We start from the raw sequence: 26,967 nt of genomic DNA on the forward strand, positions 1-26,967 counted from the left end.
CAATTTACTTCACTTGCCACTTATTTTGTTTAAGCGATTGCTCCTGCTGCGGCATTAAAAAGTCGCTGCTGATCATCGCATCAATGCTTTGCTGCATTAACTGTTCTGCTCCGACATTGCTTGACGACGCCGTACCAGACGCAGTTTGATATTCATTATTCGCTGTTTCAGGGTAAAAACTCGCAACTTTTTGCCAGTTGTCACCACTCTTACAGGCTATGTGTTTACTAATCTCACCAGCAGAGGATGAAACTTTATATTGGCGGCAAACTTGTTGACTGTAGTTAATAAAAGTTAACTCAGGGGTCAGTGTGCTGCCGTCATCCAAACTAAAAGCATCGCCAGATAGGCTGTTTTCTAAAACCGCCGCTTGTTGTTGCCAATTATCAGTTGCCGTTGGTAATGATGTTTGAGTTTGGCTAAATACGCCTAACATCACACCCGCAACTAACGCGACACTGGCAGCTTGCGCAGCATGTTCAGATAAAAACTGACTCAACTGCTTAACAGGTTTTTTCCAGCTGGCCATTTCAACCACATTCGACTCAGTTTGGGTTGCTGCACTTGGCTGTGCCAATAAGTCATTTAACCCTTGTGGCAATGGCTGATCATCAATCTGGCTATAGGTGGCTCTAATTTGTTCATCCACCATACTCAGTTCGGCTAAACGCATGGCAATTTGTTCGTCGTCGGCTATTTGCTGACGAATTTCCGCCATTTCATTTTCAGCTAGTTCAGCATCTAAAAAGGCTGAAAGTTTTTCATCTGTAATCTTCATGCGTTGGCCTCCTGTGGAGTCACTTTTAAATATTCTGCTAATGCACTGCGGGCGCGGGCTAAACGGCTCATCACTGTGCCAATTGGCAAATCTAATGCCGCTGCGGCTTCTTTATACGATTTGCCTTCAAGCGCAATTAAAGCAATTAAACTGCGCTGATCATCCGGTAGTTTATCCATTGCTTGATTTACTTGATTCAATGCAATTTCGCTTTGAATGGCGTGTTCGCCGTCCACTGTTTGATTGTCAGTTAACTCTGGTTGACTAGTCGCTTGGCTGCGTACTTTGCGCGAACGATATTCGTCAATCCATAAGTTTTTGCATACTCTAAACGCCCATTTAGTTAAATCTTGCTCGTCACCTTCAGGGGCCTGGCGCAATAACTTTTCAATGGTGTTTTGCAACAAATCGTCGGCGTCGGCATGGTTGCCTGTTAGAGCAAAAGCAAATCGCCTAAGTTGTGGCACAATTCTAATAATCTGTTGTTGCATACTGGCTTATGCCTCGTTTTTGTTAAACTGTTACTTAGATAACGTGTCAGCGAAAAATTTATTCCGAAAAAAATTAAATTTTTTTAATTTTATTTTCGTACTGTTTTGTGTTGTCGTATTTTTACTTTATATGGGAATAAATAGTCCCTTTTAAACGTTAGTTTAATAATAGAAGGCTTGTCATCAACGAGAGTGTGAAATGGTTAAATTTTTTCGGTTAAATACTGTAGTACTGCTCATATTGAGTTTGACCGCTCAATCGGGAGCTGCCGATGTGTTGGAGCAAGTGACAGATGTTGTTGAACAAAGCACAGAAACTGCTGAGCAGCGGCTAGAACAGGTGTTACAGCAAGCTGATGAAAAAGCCGACAATTTGATTGAATTGCCTACACAGCTGGAAGATAAAATTCAACCTTTGCTCGAGCCAATTGAACTAGCCGCTGAATCAGAAAATATTCTATTGGCTGGTATTAGCAAGAATCTTCAGCAAACTTTTACTATTGTTGATGCACGAGGTAACAAGGTATTTGACGAAGCTGTATACCCGCCGCAGCAATTGGCAGTGGCAAACGAATGGTTAATTCAGCTTGATACTGAGCAAGTGCAAGTTAAATGGCAACAACAGCTGCAACAAGCGAACAAGCTAACCGCCATAGAGCAGTTTTCGATTGAACATTTAGCTGCGCTCGATATGCAAATTATTCGCTTGCGCACTACGCCAGCGGCAACTCAACAATTGAACAAAGATGCAAGCCTTGCCGAGCAGCAGGCATTTTTAGCACAATTACTTAATATGCCTGTGGATGTTATACAACAGCTGACCCTAGAGCGTAATTTTATTTATCAGTTGCAAGCTGAAGATAATTCATCAACAGCCAAAGCTCAGCACTCAGCAAATAAACTAGTCTGTAAGCAGCCGCTTAAAATGGGTATGTTAGATTCAGCAATCGAGCAGAGTCATCCACAATTACCAGCGAACAAAATAACCCAACAAGATTTTCTTGATACAGGTTTAACGCCAGCAATGGCGCATGGAACTGGTGTGGTGGGTATTTGGTTGAGCCAAGATTATGCTTTTGCTCAGTTGCCAAATGCGCAGGTAGTTAATGCATCGGCGTTTTATCAAAGGCCTAACGGCAGCCAAGGTGCGACCATGTTAAGTTTAATTCGTGGGTTGAATTGGTTGGCTGAGCAAGATGTGCGGGTGATTAATATGAGCTTAACTGGGCCGGATAATGCGTTATTGCAACGGGCGATTAAAAAAGTAGCGGCGAAACCTGTGGTGATAGTTGCTGCGGTTGGTAATGCCGGGCCTGCATCAGCACCTTTATACCCTGCTTCTTACCCAGAGGTTATCGGTGTAACCGCAGTGCAAACAAATCAAAAAATATACCGATGGGCCGTGCGCGGTCAACAAGTTGATTTTGCTGCGCTGGGGGTATATATGCCGGTACTTGCCGATAAACAACAGGTTATCCGCCAAAGTGGTACTTCATTCGCCGCGCCTATTGTGGCTGCACATATAGCCTGTTTAATTAATAACAAACCCACTTTGGGTTTAGAAGCCAAATTAATGTTGCGCAACCAAGCGGTTGACTTAGGTGAGCCAGGAAAGGATACGGTTTTTGGTTATGGCTGGATAAATTGAGAGCGGTTTGGCAACTTTCGCCTATAATCATTTAGGTTCGGCTAATTTCATAGATAATAGCCGCAAAAAATTAGGGATATCACCATGAAACTCAACCGCTTTAAATTGTACGCTCACAACTTGCTTGTGGGTTTATCCGCCTTGATTCTGTCTGCTTGTAACCAAGTTGAGATAGAAATTAGTAATGACAGACCCAATCTAACCATTACCGAAATAAATATCGCAACAGATCAAATTTACACCGCCAGTGACCAACTGCATTTTGATTACACATTAGTGGTAGATGATTTAGAAGATGTTGATGTATTAGTCGACTTTTATCTAGTACATGCTGAATCTGACGGTTCGAACGATGATGCTGTCGAAGTTGAAATTGAAGCGGCACATCATTTAGCTAGCCTGTCACACGATATGTTAAGTGAAGGTCATTTCACTTATTCAATAAACGCACAAATTCCGGCTGATGTAACAGAAAGCGGTAAATACTGGTTAGTCGCCCAAGTTGACCCTTTTAATGAAGTTGAAGAAGACAACGAAGACGATAATCACCCAAATATTGATAATGAAGATCATATAGTCGGCAATTTCCCCGCGTATGAATTAGATATTGAAGTTCACCCAGAGCACGAATTTCTGTTTGAACAAGTTGTAGTGGATGGTGATTTAGTGGTGTTAGATTCGCCAGACCACCATGAAGGTGTCGGTGATCATCATGCAGACATCATAGGTCATATAGACGCCATCTACCATGGTGCAGAAGCTGCATCTGCCAAACTAACGGTTGAAGTTTTAATTAACGGCAGTTACCAAGTTGTGTCGCAGTGGGATAATGCTCAAGCAAGTTATCAAACTTCTACACAAATTGATTTTGCCTACAATGGGGATGAACACTTTTTTGGTTTTGATTTAGCTTTAACCGATGAACAGTTGCAGAACTTATATTCTGTTTTTCAAGCGGATGCAGATAATACCTTATCACTTAGATTTACCTTAGAAGACTTAACCGATTCAAGCCTGCCAGAGCACGATGATAGCAATAATGTGTACCAGCTAGATTTGCCGTTGTTTTTCTTTGAAAACGATACAGTTGCAGCAAAACCAGCGACCGAAGGCACAGCGCGACGTTTTACCAATACAGGTAATCAGCTCATTATCGATGGTTCATATAACAAAGGTTATGGTGATGCGAGCAAATTTAAAGTCGCGGTTGATTTAGCCGGTAGCCTAACTTTAGATTTACTCGGTGTTGGCACTGGCCAAGGTGCTGTTGCCGAAGCTGGTGGCTCGGTAGATATGTGGATTTTTAATGCTCAAAACACCATTTTTGGCATTAGTTTTAATGGCCAAGCTTATACCTCTGGCTTAAATACAGGTTATGAATCAGAAATGATTATCTTCAATACCACAGTGTTTGAAGATGAAAACTATGTAGCGCAGTTCTCTAAAACCTTTGAAAAATCTTGGGAAGAAAGACGCGTCTTAGCTAGTACAACTTTCACTGTAGGGCCAATTCCAATTAAGATTGAAGCGGGTTTAGATGGTTCGGTTGGTTTTGAATTTACCATAGCTTACGCAAGTAAATTAACTGCGGGTGGTGATATTTTTAGCACTAACTTTGGTGGGTTTGCTAATGGTGGTGTCAGCATAGGTTTAGCTTCGGCAGGTGTGACTATTGTAATTACCTTGTTGGATAATGTGTTGAATTTAGACAGTGAAGCGAACTTAGCCTTATTGGACGATGGTCAAGTTAATCCGCGTATTGAATATGCTTTTGCTCTGACAGATGAGATAGATATTATCAGTGGTAAATTTGGTTTATACGCTGATGTTAAAGGCATTAAGTGGTGTAAAAAATGGGGCATACCATACCCTTGTGGCTCAAAAACCACTACCTATTATTTATGGTTATACCAAACACCAAGTGTGTTTAACAAAGCTTGGACTCTGTATAGCAAAGACGGTAGCATCAGTATCTAAGTTTATTGGGGCTGGCTTGTGTCAGCTCCTGCTCTACGCCTCTCTAATGGAATATATCATGTCGTTTTTATCTGCTAGTCGTACTATTCTTGGCTGTTTTTTATTAATTGTTGGCTGTTTTAGCGCTTCAGCAGCTTCGCAGCAATGCAAACAAAGTTACTCGTTAGAGATAAAAACACATACCCAATTTAGCTTTGGACAAAGCAATCGTAGTTATCATATTTTGCGCGCGAATATGGCATTAAAACAATTTGCTGCAAGTGACACAGGTAGTTGGTTCGGCTTGCAGTTAACCGAGGTTGAGCAAAAGTTAGATAATCAAGTTTTACAGCAAGAGCCTATTTTATCTTTGCCGTTTAAGTTTCATCGCACCTATGCGGGACAAATCGATCAATTTCAGTTCTCACAAAATTTAACTAAAGAGCAGCAAGACAGGTTAAAAGGTTTAGCTTTTTATTTGCAGTTCACCGACAAAAAATCGCAACAACAGCTCAGTGTGCAAGAAGTGGATACTATAGGTGAGTTGACGGCTGAGTATAGTTGGCAAGCGCCAGTTTTGATTAAGCGCAAACAGGCCTATATCAACTTAGCTAATGCCAGCACTGTCAGTCAGCCAATTGAAAAATTTGAGGTGATTAAGTCTAAACATCAAATTACCCCAGATGATTGTTTAGTTGAGCGCATTTTGGGCAGCGAAACTTTGTTAGCAACCGGCAAAAATAAACAGTTGTCGATGCAAACTCAACAAACATATCGTTTGTTTAAATTAGAAAAACTAACCAACGCAGATTTATTCTTTTTAACCGCAGATATTAATACATGGCCAAAGTTAGTTGAGCCAGAAAAACACCTGACTACGGATGAATTAGCTAAATTGCGTAAACAAATGTTGAGTCAGTTAGCGTATTTAGATCTCGCGCAAATAGATACTGCTGACTTAGCCAACTGGTTGTTACAGTTTGATCCTGTATTAGACAGTTTGCACCAATTGATAATGGAGCAAAAATTTTCCGACGCGGCGAATATGCGTTTGTTCAATGCTTTAGGCTTGTTAGATTCAGTGAATAGCCAGTCGTTATTAATCGGCATAATTGAAACGGATTTATTCTCAGAAAATAATAGATTCCGCGCATTGCGCGCATTATCTCAAGGGCAAAAAGCTTTAACCGCAGACATTACTGAGAGGTTAGTTGTGCTGCTAGGCGAGCAAGATTTTGCTGGCAGTGAAGCTATGCATGGTGCAACTATTATGACGCTCGGCGCTTTAGTTGCTCGCAGGCAAAATAATGAACATAGTCAAACTTTAGAAACTGCATTAACCAATAAGCTTGCTGGCGAAACCAATAGCCGTAAACAAGCGGCACTGGTGGCTAGTTTAGGTAACACAGCTAATGAAAAACACACAGACACATTAGCCAAATACACTCAAGTACAAAGTGATCATGTACGCGCTAATGCAGCGTTTTCGTTAGGGCAAATTGGTGGTGAAAAAGCACATAATTTGCTTTCTGGCATGTTACAAGCCGAAAGCTCAGATAGAGTGCACAAAGCGCTGTTTTCGGCGCTCGGCAACTTCTCAATGAATAGTGCAGAAATTGATAAAGTTAGTGAGTTGGCGGTCAATAGTAGCAGTGAACAAACCCGTGCTGCGGCCATTAAAGCACTTGCTAAGCAAACTCAACAAAAACAACAAGTGACAACCCATTTAAAACAAATGATGAAATCAGAAAAATCGCGTAAAAACTTTGCATTGGCGGCTAAATCTCTAGTTGCTTTGGATAAATAATGGATACTTTAGCTGGGGTTAGAACTGTAGTTGCTGTTGTCGAAAATTCATCTTTTACCATAGCGGCCGACAAACTTGGTATTTCAAAAGGTTTGGTTAGTAAACATGTTAGCCAAATTGAAGCGGCACATAATATACGTTTGTTTAATCGCAACTCGCGCAAAATTTCGTTGACCGATGCGGGCGCGAATTATTACCAGCATGCGCGCAAATTACTTGAGTATTACGAACAAATGCTCGATAGCGTCGTCACTCAACAAAATACCCCAAGTGGCAAGCTGCGCATTAGTTCACCCATTGCATTTGGTGAGCACGTAATGACACGTTTATTACCTAAATTTAGCCAGTTATACCCACAAATAAAATTAGAACTTATTTTGCAAAATCAGCCGGTGGATATGCTAAAAGATGGCATAGATATTCGGATAAAAAGTGGCAAAGTCAGTGATTCAAATATGATCGCAAGGCCTGTGTGTAAATGGCCGCTGATTGTTTGTGCATCCGCTCAATACCTAGCGGATAAAACTTTACCAACGACTCCACAGCAGTTGGCTGAACATCAATGTGTGTTGGACAAGCATTTAGACGACAATACAAACTGGTTATTTGGCTGCAAAGATGGCGGTGATATCACAGTTGCGGTGAATGGGGTATTAGCGTCTAACAACCCACAAGCTGTGGTTAATATGATTAAAGCCGGTGGTGGTATTGGTTTAGCCGCGCGTGAGTCGGTTGCCGCTGAATTGCAGTCAGGTGAATTGATTGAGCTTTTGAGTGATTATCAAAGCAAAGTATTAGAAATTTATTTAATTTACCCACATAGGCAGCATATAGCGCAAAAAACACAGTGTTTTATCGATTTTATCTTGTCGCAAGATTTTCAGTGATGGTTTCTAAAATGGAAACGTTGTGTTTGTGATTTTCCTGTTTACCCATTTGTTGATTGATTTAAGCTATGCCCCTCATATAAAAATTAAACAACAAAAAATATTATGGAAAATCGTCTACACAAATACCGCAAGCAAGTTTTAATCGCTAGTTTATTATTCATTGGTGCCGCGCTTCAGTTTGCCCACGGCCAACAAAAAGTTGCTGAATGGTTGTCAGATTCAATTATTCAGCGTTATCAACCGACTATAGATGTATTAACACACCACGGTTGGGATCACTCCAACAGCATAGTCATGCATGCTATGGCTAAGGTGTATCTACAAACCAACAATCCGCAGTATTTAGCTTATGTGCAAAAATATGCCGATGACTATATCAATGCCGATGGCAGCATTAATGGTTTATTAACTACATTAGATGGCATGCACCCAGCTGTCTTGTGTTTGTTTTTATATCAACAAACCGGCGACAAAAAATACCAAAAAGCTGCAACAACAATGCGCGACCATTTGCTTGGCAAGAATGGACAAAAATCTCAGTTTAATAAAACCCAAGACGGTATTTTTTGGCACAAAAACAATGCTAAATACCAAGATGTCGCGTCTGTTGATGGTTTATATATGAAAGACCCATTCTTAGTGCGTTATGGACTTATGTTTGACCAAGCTGAGTTGGTAGACGCATCGGTTGAGCAGGTATTAAAACTGGCACAGCGCTCTTTTAATATTCGGACTAATCTGGCTTTTCATGCATGGGATGCAACAGGCACACGTGATTGGGCAGATCCTATAACCGGTCAAGCAACGCAGCATTGGTCGCGCGCCTCAGGTTGGTTTGCTATGGCTTTGGTAGATATATTGGAGTACTTGCCTAAATCACATCCTGAATACAACAAGGTAGCGCATATATTTCAGCGCCTCGCGCTGGGGCTGAAAAACGCCCAACATCCAAAAAATGGCTTGTGGTATCAAGTATTAGACCAAGCAGAACAGCCGGATAATTATCCTGAAATTAGTGGCAGCGGTATGATCGTTTATGCCTTAACTAAAGGTGTGCAGCTGCAATTGTTAGCGGACGAATACGCACAAATTGCGCAAAAAGCTTGGGTTTCAATGCAAGATTACATCAAAACTTATAGTGACGGTGGTCCACAAATTACCTCGGTTGCACCTGGTATGAGTAGCAAACTTGATTATGCAGCTTATGTAGCAGTTGAACCAATTGAAGTGCCGCGCCGCCAAACAAAACAATATTCACATGGTTATGTTGGCGTATTAATGGCGGCATCTGTGATTGAATATCAAGGGTTAAATAACAGCGCTTTTGTTACAGCTGGTAGCTAATTGCATGCTCTAACAAGGCGTTTTTTTCTAAGTAAGTTTTTATGCGGCTATGTTGCACTGGCTGCGGGGTAAAATGCGCTAGGCTGGCAGCTTTTAGTTCAGCTACATCAGTTGTTTGATAAATCGCGACGGCTGTATGGGTAAACTCTATACCTTTTGGTAAATCTTCCGGTGGTTGGCCAACTCGAGCCAATCATAAATGCACGCGCATTCTTGGCTGCGGCGTATTTTTCAACGGATTTTGCAAACTAATTTTGATGGCATGCGGCCATGGGAATTACCTCAATTTGCTAAGTTAAGACGCTAGGATTATAGTTGGTTCAATTCAAGCTAAAAGGTAATGGAGTCACGGATGAAAGCTAAGTGTTTATGCGGCCAAATCGAATTTGATTTTACTGCAGATAAAGGTGTGGCAATGAGTTGTTACTGCTCATTGTGTCGGCGCGCGCATGGTGCTGATTATGCGACTCAACTTATTTCCAAAAAAAGCAGTCTTAAATTTATTAAAGGTGAAACTTTATTAACTGAATACGCTTCAAGCGACAATGGTATACGCGCCTTTTGTAGCTGTTGTGGTTCTAGGTTAATGAATTATGCGCGAGCGGGCAGTGATTATATGAGTGTCGCTTTAGCTTGTGTGACCACAGAGCATCATATCGAACCTATCGCCAATGTGCAGGTGGCTTCAAAAGCTGAATGGGTTTCACCTAATGAGCAAGTGGATAGTTTTGATATCTTTCCGCCAGATATTCATAAATATTTTTAGTTTCTATTAGCTCAATCTGAGCAGATACATTTAGCTGAATATTTGTTATTTACTAAAGCAATAAGATTATACTTGTGCCTAGTATCTAGAGTTGTTTTACTAGTTCTATTGAGATACTTTCAGATAGGATGATCTTATGTCAGATATAGATGTCACCAGCCCACTTTTACTCTTTCCGGCTATTTCTTTGTTGTTGCTCGCTTATACCAATAGATTTATTGTGATAGCTGGGTTAACCCGCTCTTTGTACGAAAAATACAAAGAAACGCATGACGACTCTATGTATGCACAAATTGAGCATCTGCGTTTACGCATTAAGCTGATTCGGCATAAACAACTATGGGGTGTTATCGCTTTTATGCTTTGCTGCATTTCTATGTTGTGTAATATGGCCGATTATCAATTTGTTGGTGGAGTGTTATTTGCTACAAGCATTGTTACCTTAATTATTTCCTTGATTATTTGTTTTATAGAAATTTATATCAGTGGTTATGCATTAAACGTACAGCTTGAAAGCCTGAGTAAGCGTGCTTAAAAATTTTGTCCTAGAGAGATAAGCAGGCCTTAGCCAATATAAACAGATCCAAAAATAAATCGCCAGAGTTAGCGGATTTCTAGATTTTCTCAACTTGAACTTGTTTGTGTTATGTTATAACGTATGTGTAATGTTATATTGTAACTAAATTTAAAGATGAGAAATACCACATATCCTGCAGTTTTATTGGCAGCACTATTCCCGCTATCAGCCATTGCACAAAGCATAAATGGCGTTGTTTTAGACCAACAAGGCAAGCCAGTTTCAGGTGCCAATATTCAAGTAGAAGGCACTGAATTATCCACAAAGTCAGATCAAAACGGTCAATTTGAAATTAAAGATTTAACCTCGGGAGATAACAAATTCCACGTAGTGGCTAAAGGTTTTGCTCATTTACATTCGCATGTAGAAATTCCACAGCAAGGTTTACAAAATCACCAATTTAAACTCAACCGTTCACCAATTGAAGTGGTTGATGTGGTTGCTACGCCAGTGCATATGTCGGTGATGGAATCATCTATGCCTGTTAATGTATTAGCGGGTGAAACCTTACGTCGCCAACAAGCCGCAACATTAGGTGATAGTTTAGAAAAGCTCGCTGGGGTAAATAGTAACTTCCATGGAAATGTGGCTAGCACACCTATTATTCGTGGTTTAAGTGGCCCGCGTGTATTGATTTCTCAAAATGGTTTAGATGTAGGTGATGTGTCGCGTGTTGGGCCTGATCATTCAGTTTCTTCAGAGGCGTCAACTGCAGAACAAATCGAAGTATTACGTGGCCCTGCTACTTTATTTTACGGCAGCGGTGCAATTGGTGGGGTTGTTAATGTGGTAGACAAACGTGTACCACGCGATAACAGCACAGAAGGTGAATGGACATTACAAACAAGTTCAGTGAATGAGCAAAAAATTGCCGCGTTTAATGTCACTACTGGTTTTGATTCTATTGCTTTTTATGCGGATGGTCACTGGCGTGAATCAGACGATTATAAGTTGCCAGACAGCGATGAAAAATTAGCTAGTAGTGCTGAAGAATCATTTGGTGGTACTTTAGGTGTAAGTTATCTATTGGATAATGGTTATGTTGGTCTTTCTGTTGAGCAGTTTAACCGCGAATATGGCATACCAGGCCATACCCATGCTGATGATCATGACGAACATGATCACGATGAACACGAAGGCGAAGATCACGCAGAAGAGCAAGTTTTAGCTGATTTAGAACAAACGCGTGTGCAATTTTTAGCTGAGTTAAAACTAGACAATCAGTTATTTGACAAACTGAACGTTAGGCTTTTATCAAGCGATTATAAACATGCCGAAATTGAAAATAACACAACAGGTACTTTGTTCGAAAATAGTACTACAGAGATGCGCATTGAGCTTATCCATAATGCTTTTGCGCATTGGGTTGGTGGTGTTACTTTGCACTATAAAAAGAGTGAAGTTGCGGCACAAGGCAGTGAAGCTTTTACCCCCCCTTCAACAGCTGAAACTTTTGCCCTAGCATTTGTAGAAGAATTGCATGAAGGTGATTTTTTATGGCAATTTGGCGCACGTGCAGAGCGTGTAACTTTAACCGCAGACAATGCTTTATTGCCAAATATTGAACTACATGCGCATGATGAAGATGGCCATGAGCATGATGAACACGACCACGATGATCATGACGAAGCTTCAGTCACTCGAGTATTTGCAGTTGAGCAAGAATTCACCCCAATAAGCGCATCTGCTGGTGTTGTTTGGGACTTTGCGCCAACTTACAATTTAGGTGTGTCCTTGTCATATGCACAGCGTGCACCTTCAGCATCTGAATTATTATCCTTTGGTCCGCATATAGGGACACGCTCTTTTGAAGTTGGTGCCTTGTTTGCTTTGCATCAAGAGGATGAAGAAAGTCACTTTGAGCTAAACGAGCAAGCACTTGATTTAGAAACTTCACGTAACATTGACCTAACTTTGCGTAAAACTCAAGGTGATATTGGTTTTGTATTTAATGCTTTTTATAACCAAGTAGATAATTATTATTACCAAGACTTTACTGGTTTGTACACAGAAGTAACACATGACCATGCCGAAGAAGAAGGTGGTGTTCACGACCATGACCATGCACACGACCACGCCTTTGAACTACCTGTATATAACTTCTTAATTGATGATGTGACTTTACATGGTTTTGAAGCACAAATTGCTTGGCAAGTGAGTAATGAATTTAAAGCCAGTGTGTTTTCTGATTATGTCAGAGCTAAGCGCAATGATGGCGGTGATTTACCACGCACGCCACCTTTACGTTTTGGTAGCCAATTTAGTTATGAAGATGAGCGCCTGACCGCACACTTAGATATCACCCGATATCAACAACAGGACAAAATTGCCGCATTCGAAACAGCGACTGATGGTTATACCTTAGTGGATGCGCATGTTTCTTATGACTTAAGCCTATTGGATTTAGATACATCTGTATACGCTAAAGTGAATAACTTAACTGACACTGAAGCGCGTGTTCACACTTCATTCTTAAAAGATTTAGCACCAAGACCTGGGCGTAATATCACTCTTGGTATTCGCGGCTACTTCTAATTCAAACTTCTATTTAACAACCCAAGCAAGAGAATTTGCTTGGGTGAAAATTAACAAAATTAAATAATTTAAGGATAGTTCCAATGCAATTTTTTCATTTAAAGCTATTGGCAGTTACCGTCAGTGCAGTGCTTCTGTCAGCATGTGGTGATGCAGAAACAACAATTGTTGAAAAAGATCCAATTATTGAACAGCCGCATGATGAGCATGACCATGGTGATGGTTATACAATTGAAAGTGCAGGGCGTTTAGTTGTGCTTGAGTCAGGGTCAAACAATGCACACTTGTACGATTTAGACGACCAAACTCTGTTGGATTCTTTTGCCCTAACCTATTCTAGCGTCAGTTTGTATGCTTCGGCGAGTTATCGTTACGCGGTTATTAATGCGAGATCCGAAGACTATATTGAGTTTATAGATGGTGGTTTATGGCGAGAAGATCATGTTGCACATTTGCACGATTATAAACAAGCTCCGGCTATGTCTGGCTACACAGTGACAGGCAGTCGTCCAACGCACATAGTTAACCACGATGGTAAATTGGCAATCTTTTTTGATGGGAATGCAGACACTAATGAAGTGGCTGGCGTTAAAGTTTTAACTGACTTAGACATCACTAACAATAAAACTAACCTACCAACACTAGAATACAGCAACAATATGCATGGTGTAGCTGAGCCGCATGGTGATTATTTGTATACAACAGTGCGTCGCGATGATGCCGATAGCACCTCAGGCAACAAAATATTACCCGACCAAGTTGCGGCTTATCATCTACATGATGGTGAATACGAGCAGGAGCATGTTTTTAGTGCAGTGTGCCCTGATTTACACGGTGCTGCACAAAATAAAGAACATCAAGTATTCGGTTGTAGTGATGGTGTAATGGTTACGGGCAAAGAAGAGGCTACTTTCTCGTCTTCTAAAATTACCAACATTGCTGCATTAGATGGTTTACGTGTTGGTACTGTATATGGACATGCGGAGTTGCATTCATTTATTGGAGTGGCGTCAGCTCATGGTGGTGGCCCAGCTGTTTTAGTGCAAATCAACCCTGATGAAGGGAAAATGGAAGAAATTGATTGGCAGCCAATGACCAATGCGCAGCCAGTGGCATACGGATTTTCTTTAGAAGCGGAACATTTCTTAATTTTGGATAACCAAGGTTATTTAACCATTTTGACTCAACATGAACATGACGGCCATATGGAATGGGAATACGCTAATCGCGTAGATATTTCTGAGCAAGATGTCGCAAACATGCCTGATGGTATGAAATTCACTATGACCTTGTCGCAAAATGAGCATTTGGCTTATGTAGCTGATCCAATCACTAAACATATAATCACGGTTGATTTAGATGAAGCGAAAATTGATGGTGAAATGGAGCTAGATTACGCACCAAAAGCTGTTACTTGGTTGGGTATTCAAGCTGAGCATGAACACGACGATGGCCATGATCATGCTCATTAACATCTAACTAAAATTAGAAACTAATACGCACACTCGCTTGCGCTAAGGTTTCTGAGTAATCTGCGCTGGCTAAATTTGACTGATTATCTTTGTATTCAATATTACTGATAATGGTCAAGTAGCCAGCGATAGGTTGCTGCCACTCAAGACCAATCGCTTGGTTGCTATCACTACGTACCGCAATGTTTTGTCCTTGTTCATTGTTAATTGGGTAGTGGTCATAATTTTTATCCAACCATTGATAATGTAACTGCAGCTGTGCAGTTTCACCAAAGCTAGCAAACTTGTAGGTATAACTACTACGGATTTTATTTTGGCTAAAATCAAACGTTTGATTGCTTGCTGTTTCAGTTTCTTGACTTAAACTCAAAGCCAAATGATGGTTTAAATTAATAAAATAAAAACCGTCTAAACCAAATGTGAGTGAATTTGCATTGCGCTCACTCAACTCTGAAAAATCTTTGTTTTTTAATGTACTGGATAATCTTAAGTAGGCTTGTTTACCTAGCATTGAGCCTATGTCTAACGTCAGCATTTGCATATCTAATAATGGGTTTCCTGCTAGTTCTACATCGGCAAAATCGTAGCGTGCGCCTAAGCGAATTTCATCTAATGACCATTTTCCAGCTAGGTTAAATTGTTTGAGTTCAGTGTCATAACTGGAAGTAGATTGGTAATCTTTGCTGCTCCATTGTAAGCCAGCTGCGACTTGGCTACTTTCAGACAAATCAAACTGACCTTTTAATTTAGCTTTTAAACTTAATGCTTGATCACTTTGGTTGGAAGCTGTGCCATCTAACTCGGCAATGGTTAATTGGCTGTCATGGATAACACCCGCTTCGGTGGAAAACTGTACGCGGTTTTCAGCAACTAAATGGTTTGATGTTAATGCAAAAATTGCGCAGGTTACTGGTAAAACGGCTGATTTAATGCGGAATGTGTTCATAACAAAACCTCTACTAAAAAACTATCAACAAAGAAAATGTGGCGTCCTTGCCACTACTCGAGGAGATTAAATTGAGCTTATAGGTCAGCTAAAGTATTTAAGCTGTTTTCAGCGGCTAGCTCTAATGCACTGTCTACTTGTTGGTCTATGTTAGACGCAATTTCGCTTTCAACACTTTGCTCTGCTGATTGCTCGGCAGTCGCTTCTGCGGTAGATTCAACCGAGTTAGTAATTGACTCACTAATTTGTTGGTCGAAGTCGAGTGATTTATCTACACTGCTTTCAATTGCACCTGTGACTAAGCCTGATACAGTCCCATCAATTGTTGAATCAATAGCGCCAGAAACGCTCTCTGACACGCTGCCAACCACATTGGCATTTACCGCAGTATCAATACTTTGTTCTACACTGTTACTAACAGTTGAACCGACAGTTTCAAGTAATTGAGCTTCAACTACAGTGTTTACTGCGCCATCAATACTGGCATTGACACTGTTGTTAACTTCGCCAGCAATATCTGTTGCTTGTTGCACGCTGCCATCAACTGCTAGTGCAATATCAGCCGCTGCTCCTTGGCTATATTCGAAGGTTTTGTTTAAACCTGCGGTTAATTGTTTGCTGATTTGTTCTTGAGCATCGCTTGCAGCTTGCTCTGTTGCTTCAGTATCGTTTTTGGCTGTTACTGAACCTTGGGTATTTGACTGAGTGTTTGACTCAGCTGTTGTATTCGATTCAGCTTGATTGCCAGTGCCGGCTGTTTCATTTGTTTCCGAAGGCGACGTTTCTGTTTCTGAGTTAGCTTCTGAACCACTTACAGCAGCTGTTTCATTTGAACCTTCAACTTGTTGTTCTGTTGAGGTATCAGTTTGGGCGTTTACATTCGCATCTGCTTGAGTTGATTGTTCTGCAGTTGCTTCAGCTTGTGCTGTGTTTTGTGCATCAGCTGAGTTTTGCATATTTGCTGAGTAGCTAGCAGAGGTAGATTGCTTAAACTGCACATCAGCATCAATGTGAGTGTTAGCAACCGCAGTTGCAGAAGTTAAAGCACAGATAGTTAAGATTGCAGATTTTTTTAAGTTAAACATAATCGTTCTCCTAGTGAACTCGTTGTTAAACATTGATGCGGTTTTGCATCAGATTCACTAAGGTAACGATTGGGCTATGTGGTTTATTCCGAAAATATTTTTACGTTAAATTAAATTGAGCACTGGTTCACATTCAAATATTGCTTATAGGTTTAAATCTATTTCATGGATACACTCTATAAGCCTTGATATATCACGCTTGCAGCAGCCTGAGCCATCAGTTGCATAAGTTTTGCGTCTGACTGCTTCTACTGAATCAGCACCATCCGCTATAGTTTCGATAATTTCCATTTTGTTTACCTCGTTGCAGACGCATAAGTTGCTGTCGAGATCTTTTTTTAGGATGTCAGGTAGTTTGTCGAGCGGATTTTTTACAATAAAACTCATGCGAATAAGTGGCTTTGGCTAATTTGAACTTGGCTATTATATCAGTAAATGGGAAATTTGTTTGCGGGGCGTTTGTTGTGTTTTGCGGAATTTCCATGTGACTCTTGTGCATACTTGTAGCAGAGAATTGGTCACCGCTGCTAGTGACGTTGTAGCCAAGCCCATTTGCAGCATGATTTTTAAAAAACGCTGTGAACCCATCCTTGGGCGCTCTGCTTTATCATCCATGATAAAGAAGTTTTTGAAAACCAGCATGCAAACAGACTTTTATCTGGCATTTTTATCACTATTTTTCTCGCGGTGACGCATAAGTCGCTGGAGTATGGGAATTGCGGACAAACGAACCAACCTTGAATTATAGGGATATAATTCCGGAGCGACCAAGGATGGCGTAAAGCGTTTGGTGAGTTGTTCGGAATTTCCATGCGACCTTTGTATATACTAGCAGCCGGGAATTGGTCATTGCTGCTAGTATCGGCGCTATCAAGCCCATTGGAAGCATAATTTTCTAAAAACGCATACATCCCACACCGCAAGAACCGTGAACTAATTCATCCATGAAGTAACGTTCCTGTCGTCATCCATGACTCCACCTCACTGAACTGCGAAGCGTTGCTTCGGTTTCAGTTCGCCCATATCTTTTGAAGTTTTAGAAAATTAGCTTTCCAATAGACTTTTGTCTGGCATTTTTATCGCTGTGTTTTCTAGCCGTGACAAATGATGTCAAGAAGGTGGATGGCGTGTTTCGAACAAAACTTCACAAGAGAGGGATATCTTGTGTGAGCGACACAAGGATGTGCTTGAAGCGTTTTTGTGAGAAATACTCCATTTCCCTTCGATTTCTGCTCCTACAATAGGTTTCAGCGAAAAATGAATCCACATAAACACTGGTTGCCAGCCTTACGGTAAGTTATAATTGCCGCCATTTTTCGCGCGAAATTCGGGCAACTTGCCCCTAACTAACAACAAGATATTCAAACTATATGGCTAAGTACGATATCAAAACCTTCCAGGGTTTAATCCTGGCTTTACAAGATTATTGGGCGCAGCAAGGCTGCGTAATAGTACAACCTTTGGATATGGAAGTGGGTGCTGGTACATTCCACCCAATGACATTCTTACGCTCATTAGGGCCAGAGCCGCATAACTGTGCATACGTGCAACCATGCCGCCGCCCGGCAGATGGCCGTTACGGTGAAAACCCAAATCGCTTGCAGCACTACTACCAGTTCCAAGTAATTTTGAAACCATCTCCAAGCAATATTCAAGAATTGTACTTAGGCTCATTAGAGCTATTAGGTTTTGATACGCAAACCCATGATATTCGTTTTGTTGAAGACAACTGGGAATCACCAACATTAGGTGCATGGGGTCTTGGTTGGGAAGTTTGGTTAAACGGTATGGAAGTCACTCAGTTTACCTATTTCCAACAAGTTGGTGGTTTAGAGTGTAAACCAGTATCTGGTGAAATTACCTATGGTTTAGAACGTCTTGCTATGTACATTCAAGGTGTCGACAGTATTTATGACCTAGTATGGGCAGATGGCCCTATGGGGACAGTGACCTACGGTGATGTGTTCTTACAAAATGAAGTTGAGCAATCAGCTTACAACTTTGAACATGCAGACGTTGATGCATTATTTGCTCAATTCGACCAATGTGAAAAAGAAAGTGCCAAACTCATTGAAAAAGGTTTGCCGTTGCCAGCTTACGAGCAGGTTATGAAAGCATCACACGCATTTAACTTATTAGATGCACGCCATGCAATTTCAGTAACCGAGCGTCAGCGTTACATTTTACGTGTACGTACTTTGGCAAAAGCATGTGCAGAAGCGTATTACGCAGCACGTGAAGAATTAGGCTTCCCATTATTAAAGAAGGTTTAACATGGCAACTGAAAATTTATTAATCGAATTAGGTACAGAAGAGCTGCCACCAAAATCTTTACGCAAGTTGGCAGAAGCTTTTGCAGAAAATGTTCAAGCAGGTTTAGACAGCGCCGATTTAGCTTACCAACAAGTTAAATGGTTAGCATCTCCTCGTCGTTTAGCTGTTAAAGTAACGGCACTTGCGAGCCAACAACAAGACAAAGTTGTTGAAAAGCGTGGCCCTGCAGTACAAGCTGCATTTGATAAAGACGGCAACCCAACTAAAGCGGCTTTAGGTTGGGCACGTGGTAACGGTATTGAAGTTGAGCAAGCTGGCCGTTTAGAAACAGATAAAGGCGCTTGGCTTGTATATAACGCAGAAGTGAAAGGCCAAGCAGTTGCGGAATTAATTCCAGATATTGCAGCTAAAGCATTAGCAAAATTGCCTATCCCTAAACCAATGCGTTGGGGTGATTCAGATGTGCAATTTATTCGCCCAGTACATACGGCAACTATCTTGTTTGGTGGTCAGTCAATTGATGCTGAATTATTAGGCGTTAAAACTGGTTTAGAATTACTAGGTCATAGATTCCACTCTAAAGGCCGTGTACAAATTAGCCATGCTGACGAATACGAAGCTGTATTAGAAAAAGCATTTGTAATTGCTGATTTTGAAGCGCGTAAAACACAAATTAAACAACAAGTGGAAGCGAAAGCTGCAGAATTAGGCGGTGTTGCTGACATCGATGAAGACTTACTAGACGAAGTCACAGGTTTGGTTGAATGGCCTGTGTTGTTAGTTGCATCCTTTGAAGAAAAATTCTTAGCTGTGCCTGATGAAGCTTTGATTTATACAATGAAAGGCGACCAAAAATACTTCCCAGTATTGAATAAAGAAGGTCGTTTAATGAATAACTTTATTTTCATCTCGAACATTGAAAGTAAAGATCCAAGCAAAGTTATCGCTGGTAATGAAAAAGTTGTACGCCCACGTCTAGCAGATGCTGAGTTCTTCTTTAATACCGACAAAAAAGTATCGCTTGAAAGTCGTTTAGACAGCTTAAAAACCGTTCTTTTTCAACAAAAATTAGGTACGCTGTTTGATAAGTCTGAGCGTATATCTAAGCTTGCAGCCTTTATTGGCGAAAAAATTGGTGCCGATGCAAAACTAGCTGAACGCGCGGGTTTATTAGCTAAAACCGATTTAATGACCAATATGGTTATGGAATTCCCTGAAGTTCAGGGTGTTATGGGTATGCACTATGCTAACCATGATGGTGAAGATGCAGCGGTTGCTAATGCATTAAATGAACAATACCAACCACGTTTTGCAGGTGATGAATTACCAAAAGCGCCAGTAAGTTGTGCGGTTGCATTAGCGGATAAATTCGACACTTTAGCCGGTATTTTCGGTATAGGTTTATTACCAAAAGGCGATAAAGACCCATTTGCTTTACGTCGTGCAGCTATTGGTGCATTACGTATTATCGTTGAAAACCAGCTAGACTTAGATATTGCTGAAATTACTGCTCATGCTATTGGCTTGTACGGTGACAAATTAACCAGCGATTCAGCACAAAATGATGTAGTTGAATTTATTTTTGGTCGTTTCCGTGCTTGGTACCAAGACCAAGGTTATGAAGTTGAGATCATTCAAGCTGTGTTGGAGCAAAGACCTACTCAGCCGTTAGATTTTGATTTACGTGTTAAAGCTGTATCTGAGTTTAAACAGCTTGAAGCCGCGGAAGCATTGGCTGCTGCAAATAAACGTGTAAGCAATATCTTAGCGAAAAATCCAGCTGATTTACCTGCACAAATCGACTCAGCATTATTGGTTGAAAGCCAAGAGCAGGAACTTTATAAGCTAGTTGCTGCCAAACAAACAGAACTGGCACCTGTATTTGCCCAGCGTCAATATAGCCAAGCGTTAGCTGCATTGGCAACTTTACGTGAAGCTGTTGATGCATTTTTCGATTCTGTGATGGTTATGGCAGAAGATGAACAAACTAAATTAAATCGTTTGTTATTATTGTCACAACTAAGAGACTTATTTTTACAGGTTGCTGATATCTCTGTGCTGCAAAAATAATTGCAGCACGATAACAGTGGTAAACGGATAGAACTATGAATATTATCGCAAAATGTTTGGCTGTTGCTGGTATCACTTTGTTGGCCAGCTGTAGCATTACCCCATATACTGAACAGGTTAAAGTGGATGACCGCTCCGAATATTTATATTTGCGCGGTAATTTTACTTGGTGGGATATTGAAGAACATGCCAAAGTTGAGCGAGTTGAAGGACAAGTTTACAAAGCTAAAGTTGAATTAATCGCTGATGGCCAACCATACGAATTTAAGTTTGCCGATGAAAATTGGAGCTTAGGTGCAAACTGTGGTTATTACGATAAAGCTGATCAGCAAGTGATTATAGGTAAAAAATCCAGCGCAAACTGCAATGCTAAGTTTGAGCCGTTTAAATTTACCCCAAGTGTCACTGCACACTACAACTTTTTTATCGACTTTAGCGATTTGAACTTACCTAAGGTCTGGATTGAACAAGCACCTGAAGAAAATCTGATTCAGCAATTAGTGCCCAAGTTCTAAGCTACTTTTTTAGAGCTTCTATCGGATCCATTTTGCTCGCTTGATAGGCGGGCAAAATACCAAAACCAACACCAACCAATAACGCAGTCACCATCCCAGTTACAACAATCTGCCAAGATAAAATTGCTTGCCACTGATAATATTCAGCTGCTACTTGGCTTGCCCAAATCCCTAAAATACAACCTATTAGGCCACCAATTAACGACAATAAAATACTTTCAGATAAAAACTGTTTGAGTATGTCATTTTGTGTTGCACCTAAAGCACGGCATAAACCCACTTCCATCTGGCGGTTGGCTACGTTGCTTAACATTATGTTCATGATACCCACGCCGCCCATCAACAAAGTGATAATTGCAACTATAGCTAAAAAGACGTCGAGCAATTCAGTTTGTTGCTGCATTTGCGCAATTAAACGCTCTGGTGTTGAGATATCAAGATCAAGGTTACGGGTATAAATGGCAAAATGGCTTTCAAGCTGCTGTACACAAGCTTCTAACGACACACTTGAGTTGGCTTGTAACAATACGGTCGAAATGAGTGCATTTTTTTCATAATGCTGAACAAATTGATAAGGGCTAAAAATAGCATCGTTCGGTTCTAAGTTAATTGAGGCTATAGGTTCATGTGGCGCGAGTACGCCAACAACCAGAGCTTTTTTATTTTGAATCTTCAGCCATTTGCCAACCCAATATTTTGCTGGTTGCATATGATCTAAACCCATTTCACGGATCATATTTGCACCTAACACAACGTGAGCAGAGCCTTGGTCAAATTGGCTTAAAAAGCGCCCTGCTTGCAGTTCAAACGAACCTAAATTAAAAAAGTTGTGGTTTACCCCAAGCAGTTTAGCTCGATTTCCTTGATTGTTAATCACAGCTGACTCAGACGAAAAAGGCACGGCCAAATCAAGACAATCTAATTGGCTCGCAAGATTGGCTGTCAGTTGGCTGTCGAGCAGTTGTACTTGCCGCGGTGAATTATCGTATAAACCTAAGGTAATCACGTTAGTCCCTAAGGTGACAAATTGTTTGTTTGCTTCTTTGGCAACCATTTGCCCGATAGAAACTAAGCTGATTAACGCAGCAACACCAAATACTATACTCACTACTGCCATTAAGCTGCGCTGTTTTTCGCTCCATAAACTGCTACAGGCTTGTTTCAGTAAATAGATCATAAGCTATGCAAACTCCCATCTCGGAGTATTTTGGTTTGTTTACAATGTTTGGCCAATTCGTGATCATGGGTGATCATAATTATGGTTAGGCCAGCTTCATTTAACTGTTTAAACTGCTGCATTATGCCAGCGGCAACTTTTGGATCTAATGCGCCAGTCGGTTCGTCGGCCAATAAAATACTCGGTTGAGTGACAATGGCGCGGGCAATCGCTATGCGCTGTTTTTGTCCACCAGATAAAGTGCTAGGTGATACATACGCTTTGTCGGCTAAACCAACTTGCTCAAGCGCTGTAGTCGCCGCAGCATAGTTTTGTTTGTTTGGTTGTCGCCTGTAGGTTAGTGGCAAAACTATGTTGTCTAAAACAGACATACGTTCGAGCAAGTTAAATGATTGGAAGATAAAACCTATATGTTGATTGCGTAACTGAGATAATTCTAGGTCCGACTGCTGCTTGAGAATTTGCCCGTTTAATTGATAGTCGCCTAAATAGTTTTGGTCTAATAACCCTAAAATGTTTAACAAGGTAGATTTACCACTGCCAGACTCACCAATAATCGCCAACATATCTTGTTTTTTAATGCTTAAGTTTAGCTGGTTTAATACAGTTAAACTTGATGGGCCAATTTGATAGTGCTTAGTTATGTTTTTAAGCTCAATCATTTGCTGGTCCGGCTATTTTTAACATTAACTAAGAGTTGCTCACCTGCGGATAAACCATCAATGACTTCAAGGCCATCGGCTAACACAGTGCGGCTTTCAATCACTCTTTGTTCTAACTTACCATTGTGGCTAAGCCAAACCACTTTGTCGCCTTTATCCAGTTCTATTGCGCTAAATGGCACTACTATTGCGGTTTCATTGAGATAAGTGAGAATTTCGCTTTCTGCAGTCATGCCCAAACGAATATCTTGTTTGTGCTGTTCACTTAAGTTGTCAACTTCAATGCGAATGGCAAAACTATTGCCCATATCTGATTGTTCGGCGCGTGAACTGATATAACGAATTGTCCCGGTAAAAGATAAATAGTCGGCTGCTGGAATTGTCACTTGGGCAATTTGTCCCAAACTGATTTTTGATAATTCAGTTTCGCTTACTTTGCCTTGCACACTAATGCCGGTCATTTCCGCTATGGTAAAGAGTTGCTGATTTGCTTGTAATATTGCACCTGGATGAAAACTAACATCGGCCTTTTTATCCGCAGGGAAAATATAGCCTTCAGTCGGGCTAACGAGCTGAGATTGATTGAGTTGCTGCTCAAGTTGAGTTTTGCGTTTTGTTGCATTGTCTAAGGTTAGTTTGGCTAAATTAACTTTAATTTCACTGCCTTGTTCGATAATTTTATCTAGCTGGTGGTTGGCTGCATCTAACTGGTCTTGAGCGTTGAGTAAGGCGGTTTGGCCAAATTCGACATCCAACTGTGAAATAATGCCTTTCTCATACAAATTTTGATTATGTAGTGCGTTCCTCTTAGTTTTATCTAAGGTTTGTTGTGCACGTTCAACTTGGCGCTGCGCTTGTTTAACTTCAAAACTGTTTTGCCAATCGGCTAACTGTTCATAGGCTTTAAGCGCTTGATAATAATCTGACGTTGCTTGACGCAAAGCTAAATCAGACAAACCACTTTGCAAACTAATTAATACTTGGCCTTTTTTCACATAGTCGCCAAAACTGAAATGCACTGCGTCAATTTTCGCTTGTGTTGGTGCTGTTATATTTAACCATTGTTTTGGTTCAACTTTGCCCTCTAAATACATAAAGTCGCTAACGGTTGTATACTCTAGGCTAACAAATTGCGCTTTATCTTGTTTTGGCTGGTTAAGTTTAGGCACATGCTGACTGAGCGAAATACTTGCCGATGAATAACTAAAAATGGCCACAATACTGGCTATTACTGTGGCAAGTGAAATAATTGCACCTTTACTCATACGGTTGAGTTTTGACTGTTGTTTTAAGTCGCTATTGTCGTTTTCAACACTGATATAGGCTTGTTGTAACTCTTTATGTTTTTGTGAGAGCTGCTCAGTTAGGTTGAGTTCTTTTTGGCGTAGCAGGGCGTTTTCAATGGCAACAGCGGCAATGCTGGCTAACGCAACTAGCAGTTTTTGGTCGTCTTGATTAAAAGTACCGTTGTTTTTGTTTAAAACCTGAATAACACCTATGCGTTTGTTTTGATGGTTTACTACCGCGGCACATAAAATTGTGTTGGTTTTAAAACCGGTTTTTTTGTCAATCGCTTGATTAAATCTGCTGTCTTGGTAAGCATCTTTTATATTAATTATTTTGCCAGTTTGAAACACTTCACCAGCTATACCTAAATGATCGGCAAAACGAATTTCATCCACTTGTGCTCCCGAAGCAACACCTGACCACAACTCATTTGTTTGTTCATCGGCTAAAAACAAAGTAGCACGCTGCGCATTCATATATTCAGATACTTGCACCATAGTATTGGTGAATAAATCTGCTAGGTGGTTTTGATTGCTATTAATCTGCAATTTTATAATCCCTAATTTGTTTTATATTGGCATTTTGGCTGCGGCTTAAATCTACTTGCCATTTGGTAATGTCTTGGCCGACTAAGTTATCTAATTCGGTTAATAAGTTGAGATAGTTTATTTTCGCGGATAAATAGTCGCGTTGGGCTGAAACTAGCTGATTTTGATAACTGACCAACTGAAAGTTGGATGACAGCCCAGATTGGACTTTCTCTTGTTCTGTTTCTAATTGTAATTGAGTGTAAGTTAAATATTGTTCAGATAGCAGTAGCTCTTGCCAGCTCATTTCTATTTTTTTCTTTTGTTCGGCAACATCTAATTCAATATTTCGCTCTAATTCTTTGAGTTGATTAGCGCTTTGGTAAAGAGATATTTGTGCTTTGTATACACGATTGTCACTGCTCATATCATCAATCGGAATTTCGAGTTTAAGCGCAACTTGGTAATCACCTTGATCTAAACCTGAATAGTGTTCAAAGCGTTCACCACTGACTAGCTTGTTGTAGCTCATATCTAAATCCAGTCGCCAATCTGCTTGGTCTTTCGCTTGATATAAATCTAGTTTGGCCAGCTCTAAATCAATTTTTGCTTGTTGATAGTCTGGCCGGTTAGCAAAAGCTAAATGAAGTAATTCAACTAAATTAAGCTCTGGCTCGACTGTGGTTAAATCAGCATCTAATTCAAGGCGCGCATCCGCTTGTTTATCTAACCTGAGCAATTGCAGAAAGTCGAGTTTGCTGCGCTCATATTGGTATTGGCTGCGTTGAAAGCTGAGTTTTTGATTAGCTTGGTCGGTTAAACTCTCGACTAACACTGAATTTGAAATACGCCCGGCAGCTAATAAAGCGCGATTATTACTGGCTTTTTCGTTCGCTCTAGCCAACGACAACTCGACAATTTTTAAACTCTGTTGCGCTAATAATAAATTGCGGTACGAAAAAATAACTCGACTAATTAAGCTACTTAAATTGCGCCGCATCGACAATTGGTTGAGTACTTCTTGTTGGCGAGCTTGGGTTAAATTGGCCGTTGCAGCTTTTTTACCTGCACCTTTTAATAAAGGTTGTGAATAACTCAAACCGATAGAATTTTGGTATTGGTCAGCTTGTTGCTCTGCTTGGTATTTGTTTTGATTAAGCGACAAACTCATTTGGCCGCCATATTGATTCCGCCAGCTTGCGCCAGTTGATAGGGTATTTTGCACGCTATCATATCTTTGTTCATTGTAACTTGAGTTATACCTGCTCTGAGCACCAGCATTATATTGTACGGCAAACTCATCTTCGGCTAATTGTAAATCGAGTTTGTTGGCAATGCGGCTAAGGTATTGGTTTTTTAGTGTGATGTTATTTTCAAGCGCTAGATCTATCGCTTGAGGTAAACTGAGCTTGAGCGTTTGTGCGCTCAAGCTAGTTGAGAAAAGAAGGACTAGTGAGTAGAGTGAAAAACGCACTTATTGTTTAGCAAGTAAAAACTTCACCAACTCTACGTATTCTTCTTCGGATTTAACACTGCCTAATTCGATTTGGTATTTACCATTCACGATAAAAGTCGGCACGCTGCGTATGTTGAAACTTTTTTGCTCTGACTGCATTTGGTTAGCGCGGCCTGATGCCATAAAACTATTGTAAGCTGAATCGTATTTAGCTGGCTCTACACCTGCTTTTGAAACCACAATATCACGTACTTCAGCCATGCTAGAAAAACGTTTTTTGTCTTTGTGTAAATGGCCAAATATTGCAGCAATACCAGCATCTTCTGCTTTTAATAATTCTAGCGCGGCTAAACTTTTGCCTAAACCTTGGGCAACATCTTTGTTATTGCGTGGCATAAAATCAACATGGCTTTTTTTGAACTCAGCGTCTGCTGGTAAATCTTTTTTAATTTTGTCGACAATTGGTTCAAACGCGTAACAGTGTGGACAGTAGAATGAGAAAAATTCTTTTACTTCTGGCTTGGCAGTCGCCGCTTTGGCTAAAACTGTATAGTGAGTGCCTTCCTTAAACTGCTGTGCACAAGCGGCTAAAGGTAATAGCGCCAAGGCAAATAATAAAGATGTCAGTTTTTTCATTATAAATTCCTAATTTGGTTCGACTTACTTTGTGTAGTGCTTAAATTTAATGTCGCTAAAATTACCGT

Annotated in this window: 22 protein-coding genes and 1 pseudogene; 12 read left to right on the plus strand and 11 right to left on the minus strand. The window is 40.6% G+C overall.

Translation table 11 applies throughout. From position 1 onward, the window contains the following. Nucleotides 1-4 precede the first annotated feature (4 nt). Together WSC_RS0111900 and WSC_RS0111905 are read right to left on the minus strand one after the other, a co-directional pair. The gene (locus tag WSC_RS0111900; protein ID WP_016956158.1) at nt 5-778 is read right to left on the minus strand and encodes an anti-sigma factor family protein; all 774 of its coding nucleotides are present in this window, start codon (nt 776-778) and stop codon (nt 5-7) included. Further along, nucleotides 775-1,269: an RNA polymerase sigma factor gene (locus WSC_RS0111905; protein ID WP_016956159.1), complete on the minus strand. Its 495-nt coding sequence runs from the start codon at nt 1,267-1,269 to the stop codon at nt 775-777. The genes WSC_RS0111900 and WSC_RS0111905 overlap by 4 nt, the downstream gene beginning before the upstream one ends. A gap of 199 nt (nt 1,270-1,468) precedes the next feature. On the opposite strand from WSC_RS0111905, the gene WSC_RS24180 reads away from it, so the two are divergent. The 5 genes from WSC_RS24180 (at nt 1,469) to WSC_RS0111930 (ending at nt 8,914) form a co-directional block, all read left to right on the plus strand. Then, nucleotides 1,469-2,917, plus strand: a complete 1,449-nt coding sequence (locus tag WSC_RS24180) for a S8 family serine peptidase (RefSeq protein WP_016956160.1) — start codon at nt 1,469-1,471, stop codon at nt 2,915-2,917. Between the two features lie 84 nt (nt 2,918-3,001). Beyond that, nucleotides 3,002-4,894 carry a hypothetical protein gene (locus WSC_RS24870; protein WP_016956161.1) on the plus strand — a complete coding sequence of 631 codons (1,893 nt, stop codon included), beginning with the start codon at nt 3,002-3,004 and terminating at the stop codon, nt 4,892-4,894. A gap of 58 nt (nt 4,895-4,952) precedes the next feature. Further along, nucleotides 4,953-6,680, plus strand: coding sequence for a HEAT repeat domain-containing protein (locus tag WSC_RS0111920; RefSeq protein ID WP_016956162.1), 1,728 nt, complete (start codon nt 4,953-4,955; stop codon nt 6,678-6,680). Continuing rightward, on the plus strand, nt 6,680-7,567 hold the full coding sequence (locus tag WSC_RS0111925) for a LysR family transcriptional regulator (RefSeq protein ID WP_016956163.1): 888 nt from the start codon (nt 6,680-6,682) through the stop codon (nt 7,565-7,567). The genes WSC_RS0111920 and WSC_RS0111925 overlap by 1 nt, the downstream gene beginning before the upstream one ends. Before the next feature lie 105 nt (nt 7,568-7,672). After that, nucleotides 7,673-8,914 (plus strand): glycoside hydrolase family 88/105 protein, encoded by a 1,242-nt coding sequence (locus WSC_RS0111930; protein ID WP_016956164.1) that lies wholly within the window; start codon nt 7,673-7,675, stop codon nt 8,912-8,914. A gap of 94 nt (nt 8,915-9,008) precedes the next feature. Here the strand turns inward: WSC_RS0111930 and WSC_RS24875 are convergent. Further along, nucleotides 9,009-9,162, minus strand: a pseudogene (locus tag WSC_RS24875) (DUF2145 domain-containing protein); the annotation flags it as partial. 104 nt (nt 9,163-9,266) lie between these two features. Here WSC_RS24875 and WSC_RS0111940 point away from each other — a divergent pair. The 4 genes from WSC_RS0111940 (at nt 9,267) to WSC_RS0111955 (ending at nt 14,264) form a co-directional block, all read left to right on the plus strand. Continuing rightward, nucleotides 9,267-9,680 carry a GFA family protein gene (locus WSC_RS0111940; RefSeq protein ID WP_016956166.1) on the plus strand — a complete coding sequence of 138 codons (414 nt, stop codon included), beginning with the start codon at nt 9,267-9,269 and terminating at the stop codon, nt 9,678-9,680. A 136-nt stretch (nt 9,681-9,816) separates the two neighbouring features. Continuing rightward, nucleotides 9,817-10,215 (plus strand): DUF2721 domain-containing protein, encoded by a 399-nt coding sequence (locus WSC_RS0111945; protein ID WP_016956167.1) that lies wholly within the window; start codon nt 9,817-9,819, stop codon nt 10,213-10,215. A gap of 156 nt (nt 10,216-10,371) precedes the next feature. Next, a complete protein-coding gene (locus WSC_RS0111950) occupies nt 10,372-12,792 on the plus strand; it encodes a TonB-dependent receptor (protein WP_016956168.1) in 2,421 nt (806 codons plus the stop codon). An 83-nt stretch (nt 12,793-12,875) separates the two neighbouring features. Then, nucleotides 12,876-14,264: a hypothetical protein gene (locus WSC_RS0111955; RefSeq protein WP_016956169.1), complete on the plus strand. Its 1,389-nt coding sequence runs from the start codon at nt 12,876-12,878 to the stop codon at nt 14,262-14,264. Between the two features lie 13 nt (nt 14,265-14,277). Here WSC_RS0111955 and WSC_RS0111960 read toward each other — a convergent pair whose 3' ends face one another. The 3 genes from WSC_RS0111960 to WSC_RS25495 form a co-directional block, all read right to left on the minus strand. Beyond that, nucleotides 14,278-15,210 (minus strand): hypothetical protein, encoded by a 933-nt coding sequence (locus WSC_RS0111960; protein WP_016956170.1) that lies wholly within the window; start codon nt 15,208-15,210, stop codon nt 14,278-14,280. Between the two features lie 77 nt (nt 15,211-15,287). Continuing rightward, complete coding sequence (locus tag WSC_RS0111965; protein WP_016956171.1) at nt 15,288-16,295, minus strand: hypothetical protein; 1,008 nt, start codon at nt 16,293-16,295, stop codon at nt 15,288-15,290. 144 nt (nt 16,296-16,439) lie between these two features. Beyond that, nucleotides 16,440-16,682, minus strand: a complete 243-nt coding sequence (locus WSC_RS25495) for a (2Fe-2S)-binding protein (RefSeq protein WP_026016821.1) — start codon at nt 16,680-16,682, stop codon at nt 16,440-16,442. Nucleotides 16,683-17,665: 983 nt separating this feature from the next. On the opposite strand from WSC_RS25495, the gene glyQ reads away from it, so the two are divergent. Genes glyQ through WSC_RS0111990 form a run of 3 tightly spaced genes read left to right on the plus strand, consistent with a single transcriptional unit; the run spans nt 17,666 to nt 21,154 of the window. Continuing rightward, entirely contained in the window at nt 17,666-18,568 is a 903-nt protein-coding gene (glyQ, locus tag WSC_RS0111980) for a glycine--tRNA ligase subunit alpha (protein WP_016956175.1), read from the plus strand. Between the two features lies 1 nt (nt 18,569). Next, complete coding sequence (gene glyS / locus WSC_RS0111985; RefSeq protein WP_016956176.1) at nt 18,570-20,639, plus strand: glycine--tRNA ligase subunit beta; 2,070 nt, start codon at nt 18,570-18,572, stop codon at nt 20,637-20,639. A 35-nt stretch (nt 20,640-20,674) separates the two neighbouring features. Next, the gene (locus WSC_RS0111990; protein ID WP_016956177.1) at nt 20,675-21,154 is read left to right on the plus strand and encodes an early set domain-containing protein; all 480 of its coding nucleotides are present in this window, start codon (nt 20,675-20,677) and stop codon (nt 21,152-21,154) included. Between the two features lies 1 nt (nt 21,155). Here WSC_RS0111990 and WSC_RS0111995 read toward each other — a convergent pair whose 3' ends face one another. Genes WSC_RS0111995 through WSC_RS0112015 form a run of 5 tightly spaced genes read right to left on the minus strand, consistent with a single transcriptional unit; the run spans nt 21,156 to nt 26,899 of the window. Beyond that, nucleotides 21,156-22,331: an ABC transporter permease gene (locus tag WSC_RS0111995; protein ID WP_016956178.1), complete on the minus strand. Its 1,176-nt coding sequence runs from the start codon at nt 22,329-22,331 to the stop codon at nt 21,156-21,158. Further along, a complete protein-coding gene (locus tag WSC_RS0112000; protein ID WP_016956179.1) occupies nt 22,328-22,993 on the minus strand; it encodes an ABC transporter ATP-binding protein in 666 nt (221 codons plus the stop codon). Before WSC_RS0112000 ends, WSC_RS0111995 begins: the two co-directional genes overlap by 4 nt. Further along, nucleotides 22,990-24,828 carry a GAF domain-containing protein gene (locus WSC_RS0112005; RefSeq protein WP_016956180.1) on the minus strand — a complete coding sequence of 613 codons (1,839 nt, stop codon included), beginning with the start codon at nt 24,826-24,828 and terminating at the stop codon, nt 22,990-22,992. Before WSC_RS0112005 ends, WSC_RS0112000 begins: the two co-directional genes overlap by 4 nt. Beyond that, nucleotides 24,818-26,281: a TolC family protein gene (locus WSC_RS0112010; RefSeq protein ID WP_016956181.1), complete on the minus strand. Its 1,464-nt coding sequence runs from the start codon at nt 26,279-26,281 to the stop codon at nt 24,818-24,820. The genes WSC_RS0112005 and WSC_RS0112010 overlap by 11 nt, the downstream gene beginning before the upstream one ends. After that, nucleotides 26,282-26,899 carry a thiol:disulfide interchange protein DsbA/DsbL gene (locus tag WSC_RS0112015; RefSeq protein ID WP_016956182.1) on the minus strand — a complete coding sequence of 206 codons (618 nt, stop codon included), beginning with the start codon at nt 26,897-26,899 and terminating at the stop codon, nt 26,282-26,284. Between the last annotated feature and the right edge of the window lie 68 nt (nt 26,900-26,967).

The organism is Catenovulum agarivorans YM01, from assembly GCF_000281085.1.
Lineage (GTDB): Bacteria > Pseudomonadota > Gammaproteobacteria > Enterobacterales > Alteromonadaceae > Catenovulum > Catenovulum agarivorans.